The organism is Rhodococcus sp. P4_B6 (genome assembly GCF_056402215.1).
Map to the genome: position 1 here is coordinate 23,470 of NZ_JBFUHV010000081.1, position 14,503 is coordinate 37,972.

12 protein-coding genes and 1 pseudogene are annotated in these 14,503 nt (G+C 65.6%); 9 read left to right on the forward strand and 4 right to left on the reverse strand.

Going from position 1 to position 14,503, the window contains the following annotated elements:
* The first annotated feature begins 3 nt into the window (after positions 1-3).
* The 5 genes and pseudogenes from AC1DWT_RS30080 (at position 4) to AC1DWT_RS30100 (ending at position 3,123) form a co-directional block, all read left to right on the forward strand.
* Entirely contained in the window at positions 4-327 is a 324-nt protein-coding gene (locus AC1DWT_RS30080) for a 2Fe-2S iron-sulfur cluster-binding protein (RefSeq protein WP_095869870.1), read from the forward strand.
* The gene (locus tag AC1DWT_RS30085; protein ID WP_095869869.1) at positions 324-1,604 is read left to right on the forward strand and encodes an NAD(P)/FAD-dependent oxidoreductase; all 1,281 of its coding nucleotides are present in this window, start codon (positions 324-326) and stop codon (positions 1,602-1,604) included. The genes AC1DWT_RS30080 and AC1DWT_RS30085 overlap by 4 nt, the downstream gene beginning before the upstream one ends.
* Positions 1,601-2,232, forward strand: a pseudogene (locus tag AC1DWT_RS30090) (MBL fold metallo-hydrolase). Before AC1DWT_RS30085 ends, AC1DWT_RS30090 begins: the two are co-directional and overlap by 4 nt.
* A gap of 71 nt (positions 2,233-2,303) precedes the next feature.
* Positions 2,304-2,531, forward strand: a complete 228-nt coding sequence (locus AC1DWT_RS30095; protein WP_095869868.1) for a DUF3263 domain-containing protein — start codon at positions 2,304-2,306, stop codon at positions 2,529-2,531.
* Positions 2,532-2,541: 10 nt separating this feature from the next.
* Entirely contained in the window at positions 2,542-3,123 is a 582-nt protein-coding gene (locus AC1DWT_RS30100; RefSeq protein WP_257014830.1) for a MarR family winged helix-turn-helix transcriptional regulator, read from the forward strand.
* A gap of 774 nt (positions 3,124-3,897) precedes the next feature.
* On the opposite strand, the gene acnA is transcribed toward AC1DWT_RS30100, so the two are convergent.
* The 4 genes from acnA to AC1DWT_RS30120 are packed head-to-tail and all read right to left on the reverse strand — an operon-like array spanning position 3,898 to position 9,393.
* The gene (acnA, locus tag AC1DWT_RS30105; RefSeq protein WP_477923423.1) at positions 3,898-6,561 is read right to left on the reverse strand and encodes an aconitate hydratase AcnA; all 2,664 of its coding nucleotides are present in this window, start codon (positions 6,559-6,561) and stop codon (positions 3,898-3,900) included.
* Complete coding sequence (locus AC1DWT_RS30110; RefSeq protein WP_095869864.1) at positions 6,558-7,418, reverse strand: citryl-CoA lyase; 861 nt, start codon at positions 7,416-7,418, stop codon at positions 6,558-6,560. Before AC1DWT_RS30110 ends, acnA begins: the two co-directional genes overlap by 4 nt.
* Positions 7,415-8,620, reverse strand: coding sequence for a CaiB/BaiF CoA transferase family protein (locus AC1DWT_RS30115; RefSeq protein WP_095869863.1), 1,206 nt, complete (start codon positions 8,618-8,620; stop codon positions 7,415-7,417). Before AC1DWT_RS30115 ends, AC1DWT_RS30110 begins: the two co-directional genes overlap by 4 nt.
* On the reverse strand, positions 8,617-9,393 hold the full coding sequence (locus tag AC1DWT_RS30120; RefSeq protein WP_095869862.1) for an IclR family transcriptional regulator: 777 nt from the start codon (positions 9,391-9,393) through the stop codon (positions 8,617-8,619). The genes AC1DWT_RS30115 and AC1DWT_RS30120 overlap by 4 nt, the downstream gene beginning before the upstream one ends.
* Positions 9,394-9,557: 164 nt before the next feature.
* On the opposite strand from AC1DWT_RS30120, the gene AC1DWT_RS30125 reads away from it, so the two are divergent.
* The 4 genes from AC1DWT_RS30125 to AC1DWT_RS30140 all read left to right on the forward strand — a co-directional run.
* Entirely contained in the window at positions 9,558-10,961 is a 1,404-nt protein-coding gene (locus AC1DWT_RS30125) for an FAD-binding protein (RefSeq protein WP_095869861.1), read from the forward strand.
* Positions 10,962-10,987: 26 nt separating this feature from the next.
* On the forward strand, positions 10,988-12,334 hold the full coding sequence (locus AC1DWT_RS30130; RefSeq protein ID WP_095869860.1) for an MFS transporter: 1,347 nt from the start codon (positions 10,988-10,990) through the stop codon (positions 12,332-12,334).
* Between the two features lie 30 nt (positions 12,335-12,364).
* Positions 12,365-13,888, forward strand: a complete 1,524-nt coding sequence (locus tag AC1DWT_RS30135) for an aldehyde dehydrogenase (RefSeq protein WP_095869859.1) — start codon at positions 12,365-12,367, stop codon at positions 13,886-13,888.
* A 288-nt stretch (positions 13,889-14,176) separates the two neighbouring features.
* A partial coding sequence (locus AC1DWT_RS30140; protein WP_477923428.1) for a thiolase family protein occupies positions 14,177-14,503 on the forward strand: 327 nt, incomplete at its 3' end.

The window sequence follows — 14,503 nt, forward strand, 5'->3', positions numbered from 1 at the left end:
GACGTGCCTACCGTCACCTACGTTCACCCTGATGGAACCAAGCATGAGGTCGAGGTTGCTACCGGCAAAAGGGTCATGCACGGCGCCATCGGCGCCGGAATCGACGGCATCGTCGCCGAATGCGGCGGCCAGGCCATGTGCGCGACGTGTCACGTCTACGTGGAGAGCCCCTGGGCGGACAAGTTTCCCTCGATCTCCGAGGAAGAAGACGAGATGCTCGACGACACCGTCAGCCCCCGCACCGATGCCAGTCGCCTGTCCTGCCAGCTCGTGGTCGGCGACGACGTCGACGGCCTGATCGTCCGGCTTCCGGAGGAGCAGGTATGAGTGTCGACCGCATCGTCATCATCGGTTCCGGGCAGGCCGGATTCGAGGCAGCCGTCAGTCTGCGCAGTCACGGATTTGCCGGATCGATCACCCTGGTCGGTGACGAGCCGGGTGTGCCCTATCAGAGGCCACCGTTGTCGAAGGCGTACCTGCACTGTGACCCTGATCGGGATTCCCTTGCGCTGCGTCCGGCCCAGTACTTCGAGGACCACCGGATCACGCTCGCGTGCGGTAAGCCCGTCGTCCGCGTCGATCGGGATGCGCAACTGGTGGAGCTGATCGATGCCACCGTCATCGAGTACGACCATCTGATCCTGGCGACCGGTGCCCGCAACCGGCTCCTGCCGGTCCCCGGTGCCGACCTTCCCGGTGTGCACTACCTGCGTACCGCCGGCGAAGCAGAGTCCCTCACCTCGAGCATGGCCTCGTGCTCGTCGCTGGTCGTGATCGGGGCCGGCTTCATCGGTCTCGAGGTTGCCGCAGCGGCCCGTAAGAAGGGCCTCGACGTGACCGTCGTCGAGGCGATGGATCGGCCGATGGCCCGCGCACTGTCGCCGGTGATGTCGGACTACTTCTCCGCGGCGCACACCGAACACGGTGTGCACATGCGGCTGTCGACAGGCGCGAAGACGGTCGTCGAAGCCGACGCCCGAGCAGCGGGGGTCACCACTACGTCCGGCGACGTCATACCCGCCGACGCAGTCGTCGTGGGTATCGGTGTCGTACCCAACATCGAGCTCGCCGTCCTGGCGGGCCTGCCCGTCAACAACGGCATCGTCGTCGACGAGTACCTTCGCACACCCGACGAGAACATCTCTGCGATCGGTGACTGCGCCGCCTACCCGATTCCGGGAACAGCCCGTTTGGTGCGACTCGAATCCGTACAGAATGCGGTCGATCAGGCCCGCTGCCTCGCCGCTCAGCTCACCGGAACCAGCATCAACTACCGGAGTGTGCCGTGGTTCTGGTCCGAGCAGTACGAATCGAAACTGCAGATGGCTGGGCTGACCGCGGGCGCGGACACCCACGTGGTTCGCGGTTCCGTCGACAGCGGGGCGTTTTCCATCTTCTGCTTCCTCGGCACCCGGTTGCTCGGAGTCGAGTCGGTCAACAAGCCCCGCGACCACATGACGGCACGAAAGATCCTTTCCAGCGGTATGCCGCTCACCCTGGAACAGGCAGCCGACACGGACTTCGATCTCAAACTGGCGATCGCCCGACACAAGGACGAGGTTGCTTCGGCCGAAGTCGGCGAGCGTCAGGTGGTGGCCTCATGAGCGGAAGGTTTCGGATACAGCGGGTCGTCACCGAGGGAACATTCGCCCTCGACGGCGGAGAGTGGAACGTCGACAACAACATCTGGCTGATCGGTGACGACCCCGACGTCGTGATCGTCGACGCCGCCCACGCCGCACAGCCGATCATCGATGCGGTCGGGGACCGGCACGTGAACGCCGTGATCTGCACGCACGGTCACAACGACCACGTCACCGTCGCCCCCGAACTGGCCGAGCGCGTGCACGCCCCGGTGCTGCTGCACCCCGGCGACGACGTGCTGTGGAAGATGAGCCACCCCGACGCCAATTACTGGCATCTCGAGGACGAACAGCGATCGCCATCGCGGGCACCGAGATCCAGGTGATCCACTCGCCCGGTCACTCGCCCGGGTCGGTGTGCCTGTACCTGCCCGAGGCCGGGGCACTGTTCTCCGGCGACACCCTGTTCTCGGGTGGCCCCGGCGCCACGGGCCGGTCGTACTCGGATTTCCCGACCATCATCGGGTCGATCCGCGACCGGCTGTTCACTCTTCCCGAAGAAACACTCGTCCATACCGGTCACGGTGACGGAACCACGATCGGCACCGAGGCCCCACACCTCGCCGAATGGATCGCGCGAGGACAGTAAGCAAACCGGAGTTCCCATGGTGTGCCGCATCACGACGCACTCTGTCATCCACCTCTCAAGCAGGAGACGTTATGAATTCGGAAGAGGCAGCCATGCTCGAACTGGCCCGAATTTGGGCACCCTACGGGGGTGCTCAACCGGGCGACATCCTCGTCGAGTTCGGCATCAGCCCAGCAACATTCTACGCGAGGATCACCCGAATCCTGCGCACCATCGCGCTACGGAACATGCCGCTCGCCGAGCGACATCTGATCCAGGAGAACGCGGCACGCTACTCCGTTAGTCCTGTCTCCGTGTAGGAGCGGGAAGATGGAGACACGTCACCACCCGTCGCGGTTGGACCGCCGCAACAATCCCGGGTTCGCACGCGGCGCGCGCGAAGGGCGTTCAGCGGACGCGGAAGAGGCACCACCGGTGAAGCACCAGTCAAATTCGGAACGCGGCAGCGGTGACGGACAGGACCTCGGTCCGAGTCTCCTTTACGCGATCAAACAGTTGGAGTTGGCCATACGGTCACGGATGGACACGATCCTGCGCCCGGCCGGCATCACGGCGCTCCAATACACCGCCCTGACGGTCTTACGTCGCTGCGATGGACTCTCTTCCGCCGAGCTGGCCCGCAATTCCTTTGTCACAGCGCAAACTATGGGCGAGATGATCATCGCGCTCGAGAGTCGAGGTCTGGTCAGTCGGCGGGTCGACCCCAGCAACCGCCGGCAAATGCTGACGAGTGTCACGGCGACCGGAGTGGGGCTGCTCGATTGCTATCACGGGGAAGTCTCGGCACTCGAGGAACAGATGGTCAGTCAGCTCACCCCCCGTCAGCGTGGAACGCTTCGTGAATACCTCATCTCTTGCCGTGCTGGATTGACCAGAACTGAAGCGCATTGATCGATGCACTGAGCATCCGCGGACAGAGGACTTTGATGACAACAACCCGAACGGAGCGACATGCTCCGTCGTCACCCTGTTCTGGTTGACGGGTCGCGATTCTCTGTATAGCGCAGATCCGCAGCCCGCACGGGACAGGCCGGCGCAGCTCACGCCCATGCCACCGATGCGCCGTTGATCATTCGGCGGATTGCATCAGTAGCCAATCGCGGTGCGCGGCGACGAAGCTGGAGATCGCGCCGAGGACCGCACTGAGGTCAGGCCGGCCGCAAGAAACGGGATGGGTGTCACCGATCCCATCCGCCCGGGAGCTCCGTCGGCGCCGAGAGGCGAATCAGACCCGGGCCGGAGACCCCGAGTGGACAGAGGTCGAGGACATCCTCGAGCAGCAGATCTGGCGGCAGATCTGGTTGACGGTTTGTCCGGACGTGGGCCCCATGGCGGCGCGCCCGAAGAGAAAATCTTCGTACGGTTTGGGATGTCACCGTCACGGGTTCAAGGAAGAACTCTGCGAAATTGTTGATCAAATCGAGAGGAAGATCGATGAGCAACCTTAACCCTGGAGTGCGATGTCGTGTCCGATTCCGGCGACGACTGATCTGCCCTGCGACTCCCTCACCCGTCCACTCGCCCAGAATGACCTGCGGGAACTGTTTGATTGAGGGCTTCTTACCTGCACAAATCTACGACAAACGACACAACGTGCAGGTTCCCGGCGATTCATGATTGGAACTTGTCTCATCGACCAGGTAGCTCCACCATGACCGTGCCACCTTAGCTCTCAGACAAACCGGTCCAGGGAGTGTTGGCTGCGACCGTGTCGAGAGAATGGATCGCGGGCGTGAGTAAATGCGCGATCAATCCGCMTGCACGGATCCAGTCGGCCTCGACTGCCGTGTCGATTCGTGCTCGGCCCGAAAACTGCTGCACGCCAGTCGTGGCACGGGCGATCACGCGCACCGCGGGCTGAGTATGCGTGCAGCCCGCGAGGCCGGTGATGTCGAATTCCGCGGTGCCGTCGAGCTCGTCTGGAGACAAATCCGGACATTCGATGGGCAGAACGCCCATGGCGACCAGATTGGTACGGTGGATTCGTTCGAAGCTCTGCGCGATCACCGCCTGGATTCCCAGGAGTCTGGTCGCTTTCGCCGCCCAGTCACGGGCGGACCCGGCCCCGTAGGAGTGCCCAGCGACCACGATTGTAGAAACGCCGCGATCAGCGTAGATCGCCGCTGCCTGATGGACCGGAACGATGTCACCATCAGGAAGCACGCGGGTCCACGCGCCTTGCCTGTCGGGGACGAGTTTGTTCTCGAGCCTCGGGTTCGCGAAGCCCCCTCGCAGCATTACGTCGTGGTTGAGTCGGCGGGCGCTGTAGCTGCCAAATTTCTCGGGCGGAACACCATGGCGGGCGAGCCATCGACCAGCCGGCGAATCCGAAGTGATGCGGGCGACCGGTGAAATGTGATCGGTGGTGATGCCGTCGCCGAGCAACAGCAGCGGGCGAGCAGCCACGACGTCCCCGGTTCTGACGGGTCGGGTTAGTGCGGCGTCAGCGAACGGTGGGCGTCGGATCGAACCGGCATCGCCGTCCCACTCGTAGTCGTCTCCGCCCGCGGGTGGCAGGGACTCCCATTCGGTGGTGGTGAGCGGCACGGGTCGGGCGGGGCCGAGCGAGAGCGACCTGCTGTCGTTGGCATTGACAAGTAGGTCGATGTCCTCGTCCGATGGCCAGATCTCGTCCAGGAAAACGGGGCGCCCGGCGCGGTCGGTGGCCAGTGGTTCGTCAGTGGGGTTGATCGTTGTTCGTCCGGCGATCGCCATCGCCACGACCATCGGCGGCGAGGCGAGGTACGAATGCGCGACGTCGGGGTGAATGCGGCCCGGAAAGTTTCGATTGCCCGAGAGCACGGCGGCGACCGACAGGGACTGCTGACGTATCTGCTCGGTGATCGCCGGGGCGAGGGGTCCGGAGTTGCCCATGCAGGTTCCACAACCGAAACCGGCTATGTGGAAGCCGAGTTCGTCGAGCGCTGTCTGCAGTCCCGCGGACTGGAGCAGTTCTGCGGTCGCGCGCGATCCCGGGGTCAGCGAAGTCTTGGTCCAGGGTGCTCGTGTGAGGCCGCGCTCGACCGCGTTTCGGGCCAGTAGCCCCGCCGCGACCATGGCCTTCGGGTTGGAGGTGTTGGTGCAGCTGGTGATGGCGGCGATGACGATGTCCCCGTGGTGCAGCGTGCCGGTGCCGTTCGCGCCCGTCGAGCCCTCGGGGGGCACTGTGTGCGCCAGTTCGCTTGCAGTGAATGTCTGATGCGGGCGGGAGGGGCCGGCCATGGTGCGGTCCACCTGTGCCAGGTCCAGCTCGAGTACCTCATGGTAGTCGGGCGTTGGCAGATCTGGTGTGTAGAGCATGTTCTGGGCGGTCAGGTAGGTCCGGGCCAAGGACACGGTTGCCTCGGGTCGCCCTGTGGTGGCGAGGTAGGTGAGGGTGCGGTCGTCGGCGGGGAAGTACGCCATCGTGGCCCCATATTCCGGTGCCATGTTCGCGATGGTGGCCCGGTCGGGCACCGACAGGCGAGTGAGCCCGGGACCGTGGAATTCGACGACTCGTTGCACCACACCGTGGGCTCTGAGCATGGAAGCGAGGGTGAGCGCGACGTCGGTGGCGAGGACGCCGGGCTTCAGTGCACCGCTGAGGCGAACACCCACGACGGCGGGGACCGGTATCAGGATTGGCTGGCCCAGTGCGGCGGCGATTGCTTCGATGCCGCCGACTCCCCAACCGGTGACGGACAGCGCGTTGATCATGGTGGTGTGGCTGTCGGTACCGACGACGGAGTCGAACCGTGCGAGCGCGATGCCGTCGTGGGTGCCGACCGAGATGACGTCGGCGAGGACTTCCAGGTTGAGTTGGTGGCAGATTCCGATACCCGGGGGCACCACCCTCAGCGTGGGAAAGCGGGTCTGTGCCCACCGCAGGAACCGGTATCGGTCACCGTGACGGTGGTATTCGAGTGCGAGGTTGGTGGCACCGGCGTCGGCGGTTCCGGCGGCGTCGAGTTCGAGGGCGTGGTCGACTACGAGATCCATGCGCCGCCGAGGCGAGACGGTGGCGGGGTCGAGGCCGAGTGCCGTTGCACGCTCGTGCAGGGTGATCATGTCGGCGAGTACCGGAATTCCCGAGGCGTCTTGAAGCAGAACGCGTTCGGGGGTGAACGGAATCGACGTGGAGTGATCGCCGGCCACGAGCGCTCGGACATGATCGGCGATGACGGTGCGGCCGTCCTCATGCCGCAGCACGTTTTCGACGAGCACCCTGGTGGCGTAGGGAAGGCGGTGCAGGGCACCCGCACCGCCTCGTTCTGCGGCGGTGAGATCGATGAACTGTGTGGCGGGGGCGCCGGGTAGGTCGCGGAGTGCGTCGAAGGAGTCGAGGGTCATCCGTGTGCCACCGGTGCCCGCTCGGGAACGCTCCTCGGCGGTGCACCGGTGTAGGTCGGCAGCAAAGGTGGGGGGATCGGCCCTTTGATCCGGCGCCCACCTTCGCGTTCTTCCCATGAGTGCGAGAGGATCCCGACGGAGCGGGACAGGATGAACAGGCCTCTGCCGAGTTCGGGGGCGAAGCCGAGTTCGGCGTAGATCACGGCGGTCGCCCCGTCGATGTTCATCGGGACGGGCCGAGCTCGCCCTGCTGCCAGTTGTCGCTCCAGTTCTTCGGCGATCTGGAGGTAGTGGCCGTCGATCACGCCGGCCTCGACCTGGGTGTGGACTGCAGACAACAGCGGGTCCCGGCGTGGGTCGCGCGGATGGAAGCGGTGGCCGAATCCCGGGATGTATCGGCCTGTTGCGCGGTGGTCGGCGATCGTCTGCGCGGCCACTTCTTCGAGGTCGCCATCGGTGGACCGAGTCCGGATCTGTTCGAGTAGTTGCATGCATTGTTGGCCGGCGCCGCCGTGGATGTCGCCGAGGAGACCGACACCGGTGGAGATGGCCCCGTGTAACCCGACACCGCAGGTGGCGGCCATTCGGGCCGCGGCGATCGACGGTGCTTGTGGACCGTGGTCCACGGCGGCGACGAGGGCGTGCTCGAGCAGTTCGGCTTGGCCGGCACTGGGGAGGTCACCGCGGACCATCAGCCAGATCATCTCGGGGAAACTCACCTGGCCGATCATCTGCTCGATGGGGTATCCCCGCAGCCGGATGATCCCGGGCTCGATGTCGGAGACGGCGGTCGACCACCAGTCGGTGACCTCCCGGCTCGACGTCCGCTCGAGGGCGCTTTGTCGGGCGGTGCTCATATCGCGTTCTCTTCCCGCAGGCGGGTGATGTCCGCCGGCCTGTAGCCCAGCTCGGTGAGAATCTCGTCGGTGTGCTGCCCGAGGGTGGGGGGCGGAGACTCGGGTGAGACGCGGCGGCCGTCGACATGCGTCGGCAGACCCAGTACCCGCACCGCACCGCCGGAGGCTGCGGGTGAGTCGATCGTGGTGACCAGCTCGCGGTGTGCGACCTGATCGGATTGCAGTGCCGTCGGCACCGAGACGACCGGGGCGGCGGGGACTCCCGTGTCGAGCAGGATCGCGTCCCACTCGGCTGCCGTTTTCGCTTTCAGCGAGGTTTCCAGTTCTTCCCGCAGCACGTCGCGGTGGCGTTTGCGGTCCTCACGGGTGCGGAACCGCGGATCGTCGATGAGCTCTTCACGGTCGAGAACCTTGCACAACGTCTCGTACTGTTCCTGCTTGTTCGCGGCGATGTTGAGCGCCCCGTCGGCGGTGCGGAAGGTGCCCGACGGGGCCGAGGTGATGTTCTCGTTGGCCATCGGGGCGGGCTCGCGGCCGGCGATGAGATGGTCGGAGACCACCCATCCCATCGAGGTGAGTGCGGCGTCGAGCATGGAGGTGTCGAGGAAGGCACCTTCGCCGGTCCGGCGTTGCCGCAGCAGCGCAGCGGTGATCGCGAACGCCGCTGCCAGGCCACCGAAGCTGTCGCACACCGGGAATCCGACACGCAGGGGCGCGACCTCCGCCGTGCCGGTCACGCTCATGATGCCGGACAGGCCCTGGACGACCTGGTCGTAGGCGGGTCGTCCGCGCATCGGGCCGGTCGATCCGAATCCGGACACTGCACAGTAGACGAGTTTGGGGTTGAGCTGGCGTAGCCGCTGCCACCCGAACCCGAGCCGTTCGAGCACCCCTGGCCGGAAGTTCTCGACCAGCACGTCCGCGTCGGCGACCAGCTTCTCGAAGACTTCCTTTCCCCCAGTTGTCTTGAGATTGACCGTGACGGAGCGTTTTTCCGAATTCTGGGCGAGGAACGAGACGCCGAGGTGTTCGGCGCTCAGATGAGAGTCCGCGCCGAGTTGCCTTGCCAGATCACCGGTTCCCGGCGTTTCGATCTTGATCACGTCGGCCCCCATCAGGGCCAACTGGTAGCCGGCGTACGGTCCCGCGAGCACATTGGTCAGGTCGAGGACACGGACGCCTTCGAGCAGGTTCGCGGTCACAGGAATACCTCCACGCTGCCGAGTCCGACGGCACTGATTTCGGCGGCCGCGGCGGTTACCGCGTCCACGTACCGGCCCACCCGGTCGGCGGTGAACCGGGAGGTGGGTCCGCTCGCCGACAGCGCGGCTATCACCCGGCCGTCCGAGGAGACGATCGGGGCCGCGACCGCGGACGCGCCGAGTTCGCGTTCGCCGTGGGTGACCGAGTACCCCGCCTCCCGGATACCGGAGATTTCCCGCTGCAGCGGCTCGAGCTGCAGGTCCGGCCGTGCGTCGACGAGGCTGCGCACCACCTGGTCGGGGGCGCCGGTGAGCAGGATCTTGGCGGCCGCGCCCGTGGCGAGCGCGTACGGCACGCCGACTTCCACGACGCTGCGCACGGTGGTCGTTCCTTCGACCTGCGCGATGGACACGCGGTTCAGATCCTGACGGATGTAGATGTTGACCGTTTCGCCGCAGGAATCGACCAGCCGCGTCATGATTTTGCGTGTTTCCGTGCTGACCTCCCACATGGACTGCGCCAGGGTCACCCAGCGCAGGAACCCGGCCCCCACGCCGAAGGTCGAGTCACCGCGGTCCGCGATGAGTCCTAACGAGTCCAATGTCGAGAGCAGACGCACCACGGTGGTTTTCGGCAATCCCGTGGAGGCCACGAGCTCGCGCAGGGTGCGAGTGGGGTGTTCTACGTCAAACAGTTCCAGCACCTCGACGGCGCGGGCGATGCTGCGCACGCCTCCGTCGGCTCGTGTGGATGCGGTCTCAGTGTCAGCCATGCCACTCACGCTAAACCATTCTATGGTTTGTGTAAACCGAATAGCGGGTTGACTCCGGTTTATCTTCGTGCTTCGATCGGTGACACAGCACACAAACGCTGCCTAGCGGGTTTCGTGAACCGCGCAGTGGTCGATCGCGACAGTCGTAGAAAGAAGGAAAGTCCGTGAGTGGAGAACAGGTAGACCTCGTCGTGGTGGGCTGCGGAGCCGGTGGCCTGGCAACCGCGCTGCAATTCCTGCAGTCCGCTCCGAGCGGGCGGGTCCTCGTTCTCGAACGCACCCCGAAGAGCCAGCGAGGCGGAAACACCGCCTGGACCGGTTCCTTCTTCCGGCTCGAGGAGGACGGCGCCCCCGCGGCCGACTTCACCTCCCGGATGCTCGAACTCAGCAAAGGCAAGACCGACGAGGCCATCATCGCTCGACTCGCCGAACTCGCCCAACCGACCATGCACTGGCTCAACGACAACGGTGTTCCCACGAAATCGGACATCACCTATTTCCTGACGTCGAAAGGTCCCCGCTTGATGCCCGCTGGGGGCGGCGCGGCCATCGTCGAAAACCTCGCGGCAAGGCTGGAAGAACTCGGAGGCACGATCGCCTATGAGACGACCGCGCAGAGCCTGATCCAGGACGAGCACGGCGCGGTCATCGGAGTCGAGGCGGTCGACGGTGCGGGCGAACTGCGGCGCGTGCTGGCGAGCACCGTGGTCCTGGCCTCCGGCGGTTTCGAGGGAAGCGCGGCCCTGCTCGACCGGTATCTCGGCGACCGCGGACACGAACTCTCCCCCATCGCACCGGGCGGCCGCTCCAACCAGGGCGAAGGCCTGGAGATGGGGATTCGGGCCGGTGCACTAACGGACGGGCAGTTCGATCGCTTCCACGGCGAACCCGTCGATGCGCGCACCCGATCCGCGGAAGCCCTCGTCATGGTCTACCCCTACGGAATTCTGGTCGACCACCACGGTCGGCGGTTCGTCGACGAAGGCTCGGACACCCCGGACAACACCTTCGAGTCGGTCGCCTACCGCATCTGGGCCGACGCCGACCAGTTCGCCTACGTCATCGCAGACCAGAAACTCATGCGCCACAACATCGCCCGGGCCGTTCTCACCGACCGCGAGCCCGAATCGGCACCGACGCTCGAAGCCCTCGCCCGCCGACTCGACCTCGACCCCGACGTCCTCGCCGACACCGTCAGCACGTACAACGCCGCCGCGACACCCGGGCCCCTGGACGTGACCTTCCTCGACGGGGTGGCAACACGGGACCTCGACCCACCGAAATCGAACTGGGCGCGCCCGATCGACGAACCCCCGTATGCGGCATGGCCGGTGACCTGCGCGATCACCTTCACCTTCGGCGGACTCAAAACCGACGACAAGGCTCGGGTGATCGGCCGGTCCGGCCAGCCCATCCCCGGATTGTTCGCCGTCGGCGAGGTCGCCGGGATCTACCACCACAAGTATCCCGGGGCCACCTCCGTGCTCCGGGCACTGGTCTTCGGCCGGATCGCCGGCACCAGCGCCGCGCACCGGATCGCCGCACCCGCACCCGCTACCCACCAGTGAACGCACCTACCCCAGCAAGAGGAATCATGGCCACAACCTCACCAGCTAAGACCGGTTCGAGCAGCACCCCCAGGCGAGCGGCGATCGCGAGCCTGGTCGGCACCACGATCGAGTGGTACGAGTTCTTCATCTACGGGCTCGCTGCGGCGCTGGTCTTCGGCGACCTGTTCTTCCCCGGGGTCGACGAACACAGCGGCCGCCTCGCCTCCTTTGCCACTCTCGGTGTGGCATTCGTCGCCCGACCCCTCGGCGCCGCCATCTTCGGGCATCTCGGCGATCGCCTCGGTCGCAAATCCACCCTCATCGCCACCCTCGGAATCATGGGTACCGCCACCGGTCTGATCGGTCTGCTCCCCTCCTACGACTCGATCGGGATCTGGGCGCCCATCCTGCTCATCGTGCTGCGTTTGTTCCAAGGGCTCGCAGTCGGTGGGGAATGGGGTGGCGCCGTCCTGATGTCCGTCGAGCACGCACCGGCCTCGAAGGTGCGCCTGTACGGCTGCGCCCCGCAGATGGGTAGCCCCCTCGGTTTGGTCCTCGCCACCGCGGTGATGTCGGCCGTCTCCACCCTCCCCGACGACCAACTCCTCGACTGGGGCTGGCGAATCCCCTTCCTGGCCGGGTTCGTCCTGGTCCTCATCGGTCTCGCCATCCGCCTCGGAGTAGAAGAGTCCGAGCAGTTCCGGGAGATCAAGGCAACAGGCGAGACCGCCCGGCTGCCGATCGGCGACATAGTCGCTCGCGCCAAGAAGAGCCTGGCGATCGGTATCGGACTGCAGGCCTCGGTCAACGTCGTCTTCTACATCATCTCTGTGTACTTCCTCAGCTACGCCACCAAATCACTTGACCTCGACCGCAACACCGCACTGCTGATGGTGATGGCCGCGGCGGTGATAGACCTGGCAGCACTGCCGTTCATGGCATCGCTGAGCGACAGGATCGGGGCACATCGCGTGTTCTTCGCCGGTGCTCTCTTCACGATCGCCGCGGCCTTCCCGTTCTTCTGGTTCCTGCGCGCAGAACAGGTCCTGCTGACCAGCGTCGTCGTCATCGTCATGATGGTCGGCGCGCACGCCACCACCTACTCGGTGGTCTCGAGCCTCATCGCGGACCAGTTCGATACCAAGGTCCGCTACAGCGGCACGGCCCTGAGCAACGCGCTCGGCGGACTGATCTTCAGCGCGCCGACCCCGTTCATCGCCGAAGCCGTCGTCGGGAACGGAGGAAGCCGATGGTGGCCCCTGGCTCTGATGACCGTCGCCGCCGCCCTCGTCTCCCTCGTCGCCATCGCAGCGGCCCCCCGACACCGCCTGGTCGCCGAGACCGACGAACCGGGAACACCGGTACCGGCGCGGACCACCACCCCTGCCTGACCAACGATGATCCATCCGGAAGGACCCCACATGACTGCCACCGATGCGAACGCTGTGACCACCGCAGGCGGTGAGACCGAGCGATACGACATGCTCATCGACGGGGCCTGGCGGGCCGCCGCCGACCACGCCACCTTCGACTCGATCAATCCGTTTGACGGCCAGCCGTGGGCGCAGGTGCCCACCGCCACCACCGCCGATATCGACGCCGCCGTGGCCGCAGCCCGCCGAGCGTTCGACGGCGGCCCCTGGTCACAGTCCACACCACTGCAGCGGGCAACACTGCTGCGCAAGTTCGGCGACCTGATCCGCGACAACGCCGACGAACTCGCCCGCATCCAGGTCCTCGAGAACGGCAAGCTGATTCGCGAAGTCGCCGGGCAAACGCTCGCCCTCGCCAACCACTGCTACTTCTTCGCCGGGGTCGCCGAAAGCCCCACGGGGGAAACCCTCGCCAGCAGTGTGCCCAACATGCAGGTCTACACCGTCCGCGAACCGATCGGCGTCATCGCCGCCATCACCCCCTGGAACAGTCCCCTCGCACTGCTGCTGTGGAAGCTGTGCCCAGCACTGGCCGCCGGCAACACCGTCGTGATCAAGCCCTCCGAAGTCACCCCCGTCTCTACTCTCGTTCTCGCCCGCATCGCTCAGGAAGCCGGCTTCCCCGACGGAGTGATCAACGTGGTCACCGGAGCCGGACCGGCGGGCGCCGCATTGGCAGCGCACCACGGCGTCGACAAGATCGCCTTCACCGGATCCACCGCAGTCGGCAAGAAGATCGCCGTCACCGCCGCCGAACGCCTCGCCCGCGTCTCCCTGGAACTCGGCGGCAAATCTCCCAACATCGTCTTCCCCGACGCCGACCTCCCCAACGCCGTCAACGGCGTGATCTCAGGAATCTTCGCGGCCACCGGCCAAACATGTATGGCCGGCTCGCGCGTCCTCGTCCACGAAGACATCTACGACCAATTCACCCAAGCCCTCACCGAGCGCACCTCGCAGATCAAGCTCGGCAACCCCCTCGACCCGGACACCGAAATGGGCACCGTCGCATCGAAAACCCAATTCGACAAGGTGCTGCACTACATCGAAGTCGCCAAGGAAGACGGCGCCCACCTGGCGACCGGCGGCGCCCGCCCCACCGACCCGGCCTTGAGCCGCGGCTTGTTCATACAACCAACCGTGTTCACCCACGTCACCAACGACATGCGCATTGCCCGCGAAGAAGTCTTCGGCCCTGTGGCCGTCGTCATCAAATTCACCGACGAAGACGACGCCGTCCGCATCGCCAACGACACCGAATTCGGACTCGCCGCAGGCGTATGGACCCGCGACGTCGCACGCGCACACCGCATGGTCAAACGACTCCGCGCCGGAACCGTCTGGGTCAACAACTACCGCAAGACCAACTACGTAGCCCCCTTCGGCGGCTTCCAGGAAAGCGGACTCGGCCGCGAGAACGGATCCCACGCCATCGAGGAGTACACCGAGCTGAAAACCGTGTGGATCGACACCGGAAACACCATCACCGACCCGTTCAACCCACGGGCATAAGAATCCAATAATTCGAATGTGGAATACACGGTTCGACAACGGCAGTGCCGCGAATGTTCGCATGCACTAGGGGGAGTCGGCGGAGGCCCCACAACGCTCTGACCGTCTGAAGCGGCATCGACGCTCATGATCTGCATCGAAATTACCACCGCATCCGCTGATCAAAGGGCTGACGCGAGCGACCCGATCTCGAGACGGCACTGGCCTGTACCACCCCATTGCGATCCGGTGTTCGATCGACCCGGCCACCTGACCGCAACCACTTCCTCCTCCTCGAAAGGGAACATCATGACCAACGCTGTCATCGTGGACGTCGTCCGCCTCGCCTCCGGTAAGGGCAAGCCGGGTGGTGCGCTGTCGGGCACGCACCCGGTCGAACTGCTCGCGCACGTGCTCCGCAGCATCGTCGAACGCAACGGCATCGACCCCGCACAGGTCGACGACGTCATCGGCGGCTGCGTCGGGCAGGCCGGCGAGCAGGCCCTCAACATCTCCCGGACAGCGGTGCTGTCGGCCGGATTCCCGGATTCGGTTCCGGCCACCACCGTCGACCGCCAGTGCGGCTCGAGCCAGCAGGCGGCGCACTTCGCCGCGCAGGGCGTGATCGCCGGCGCC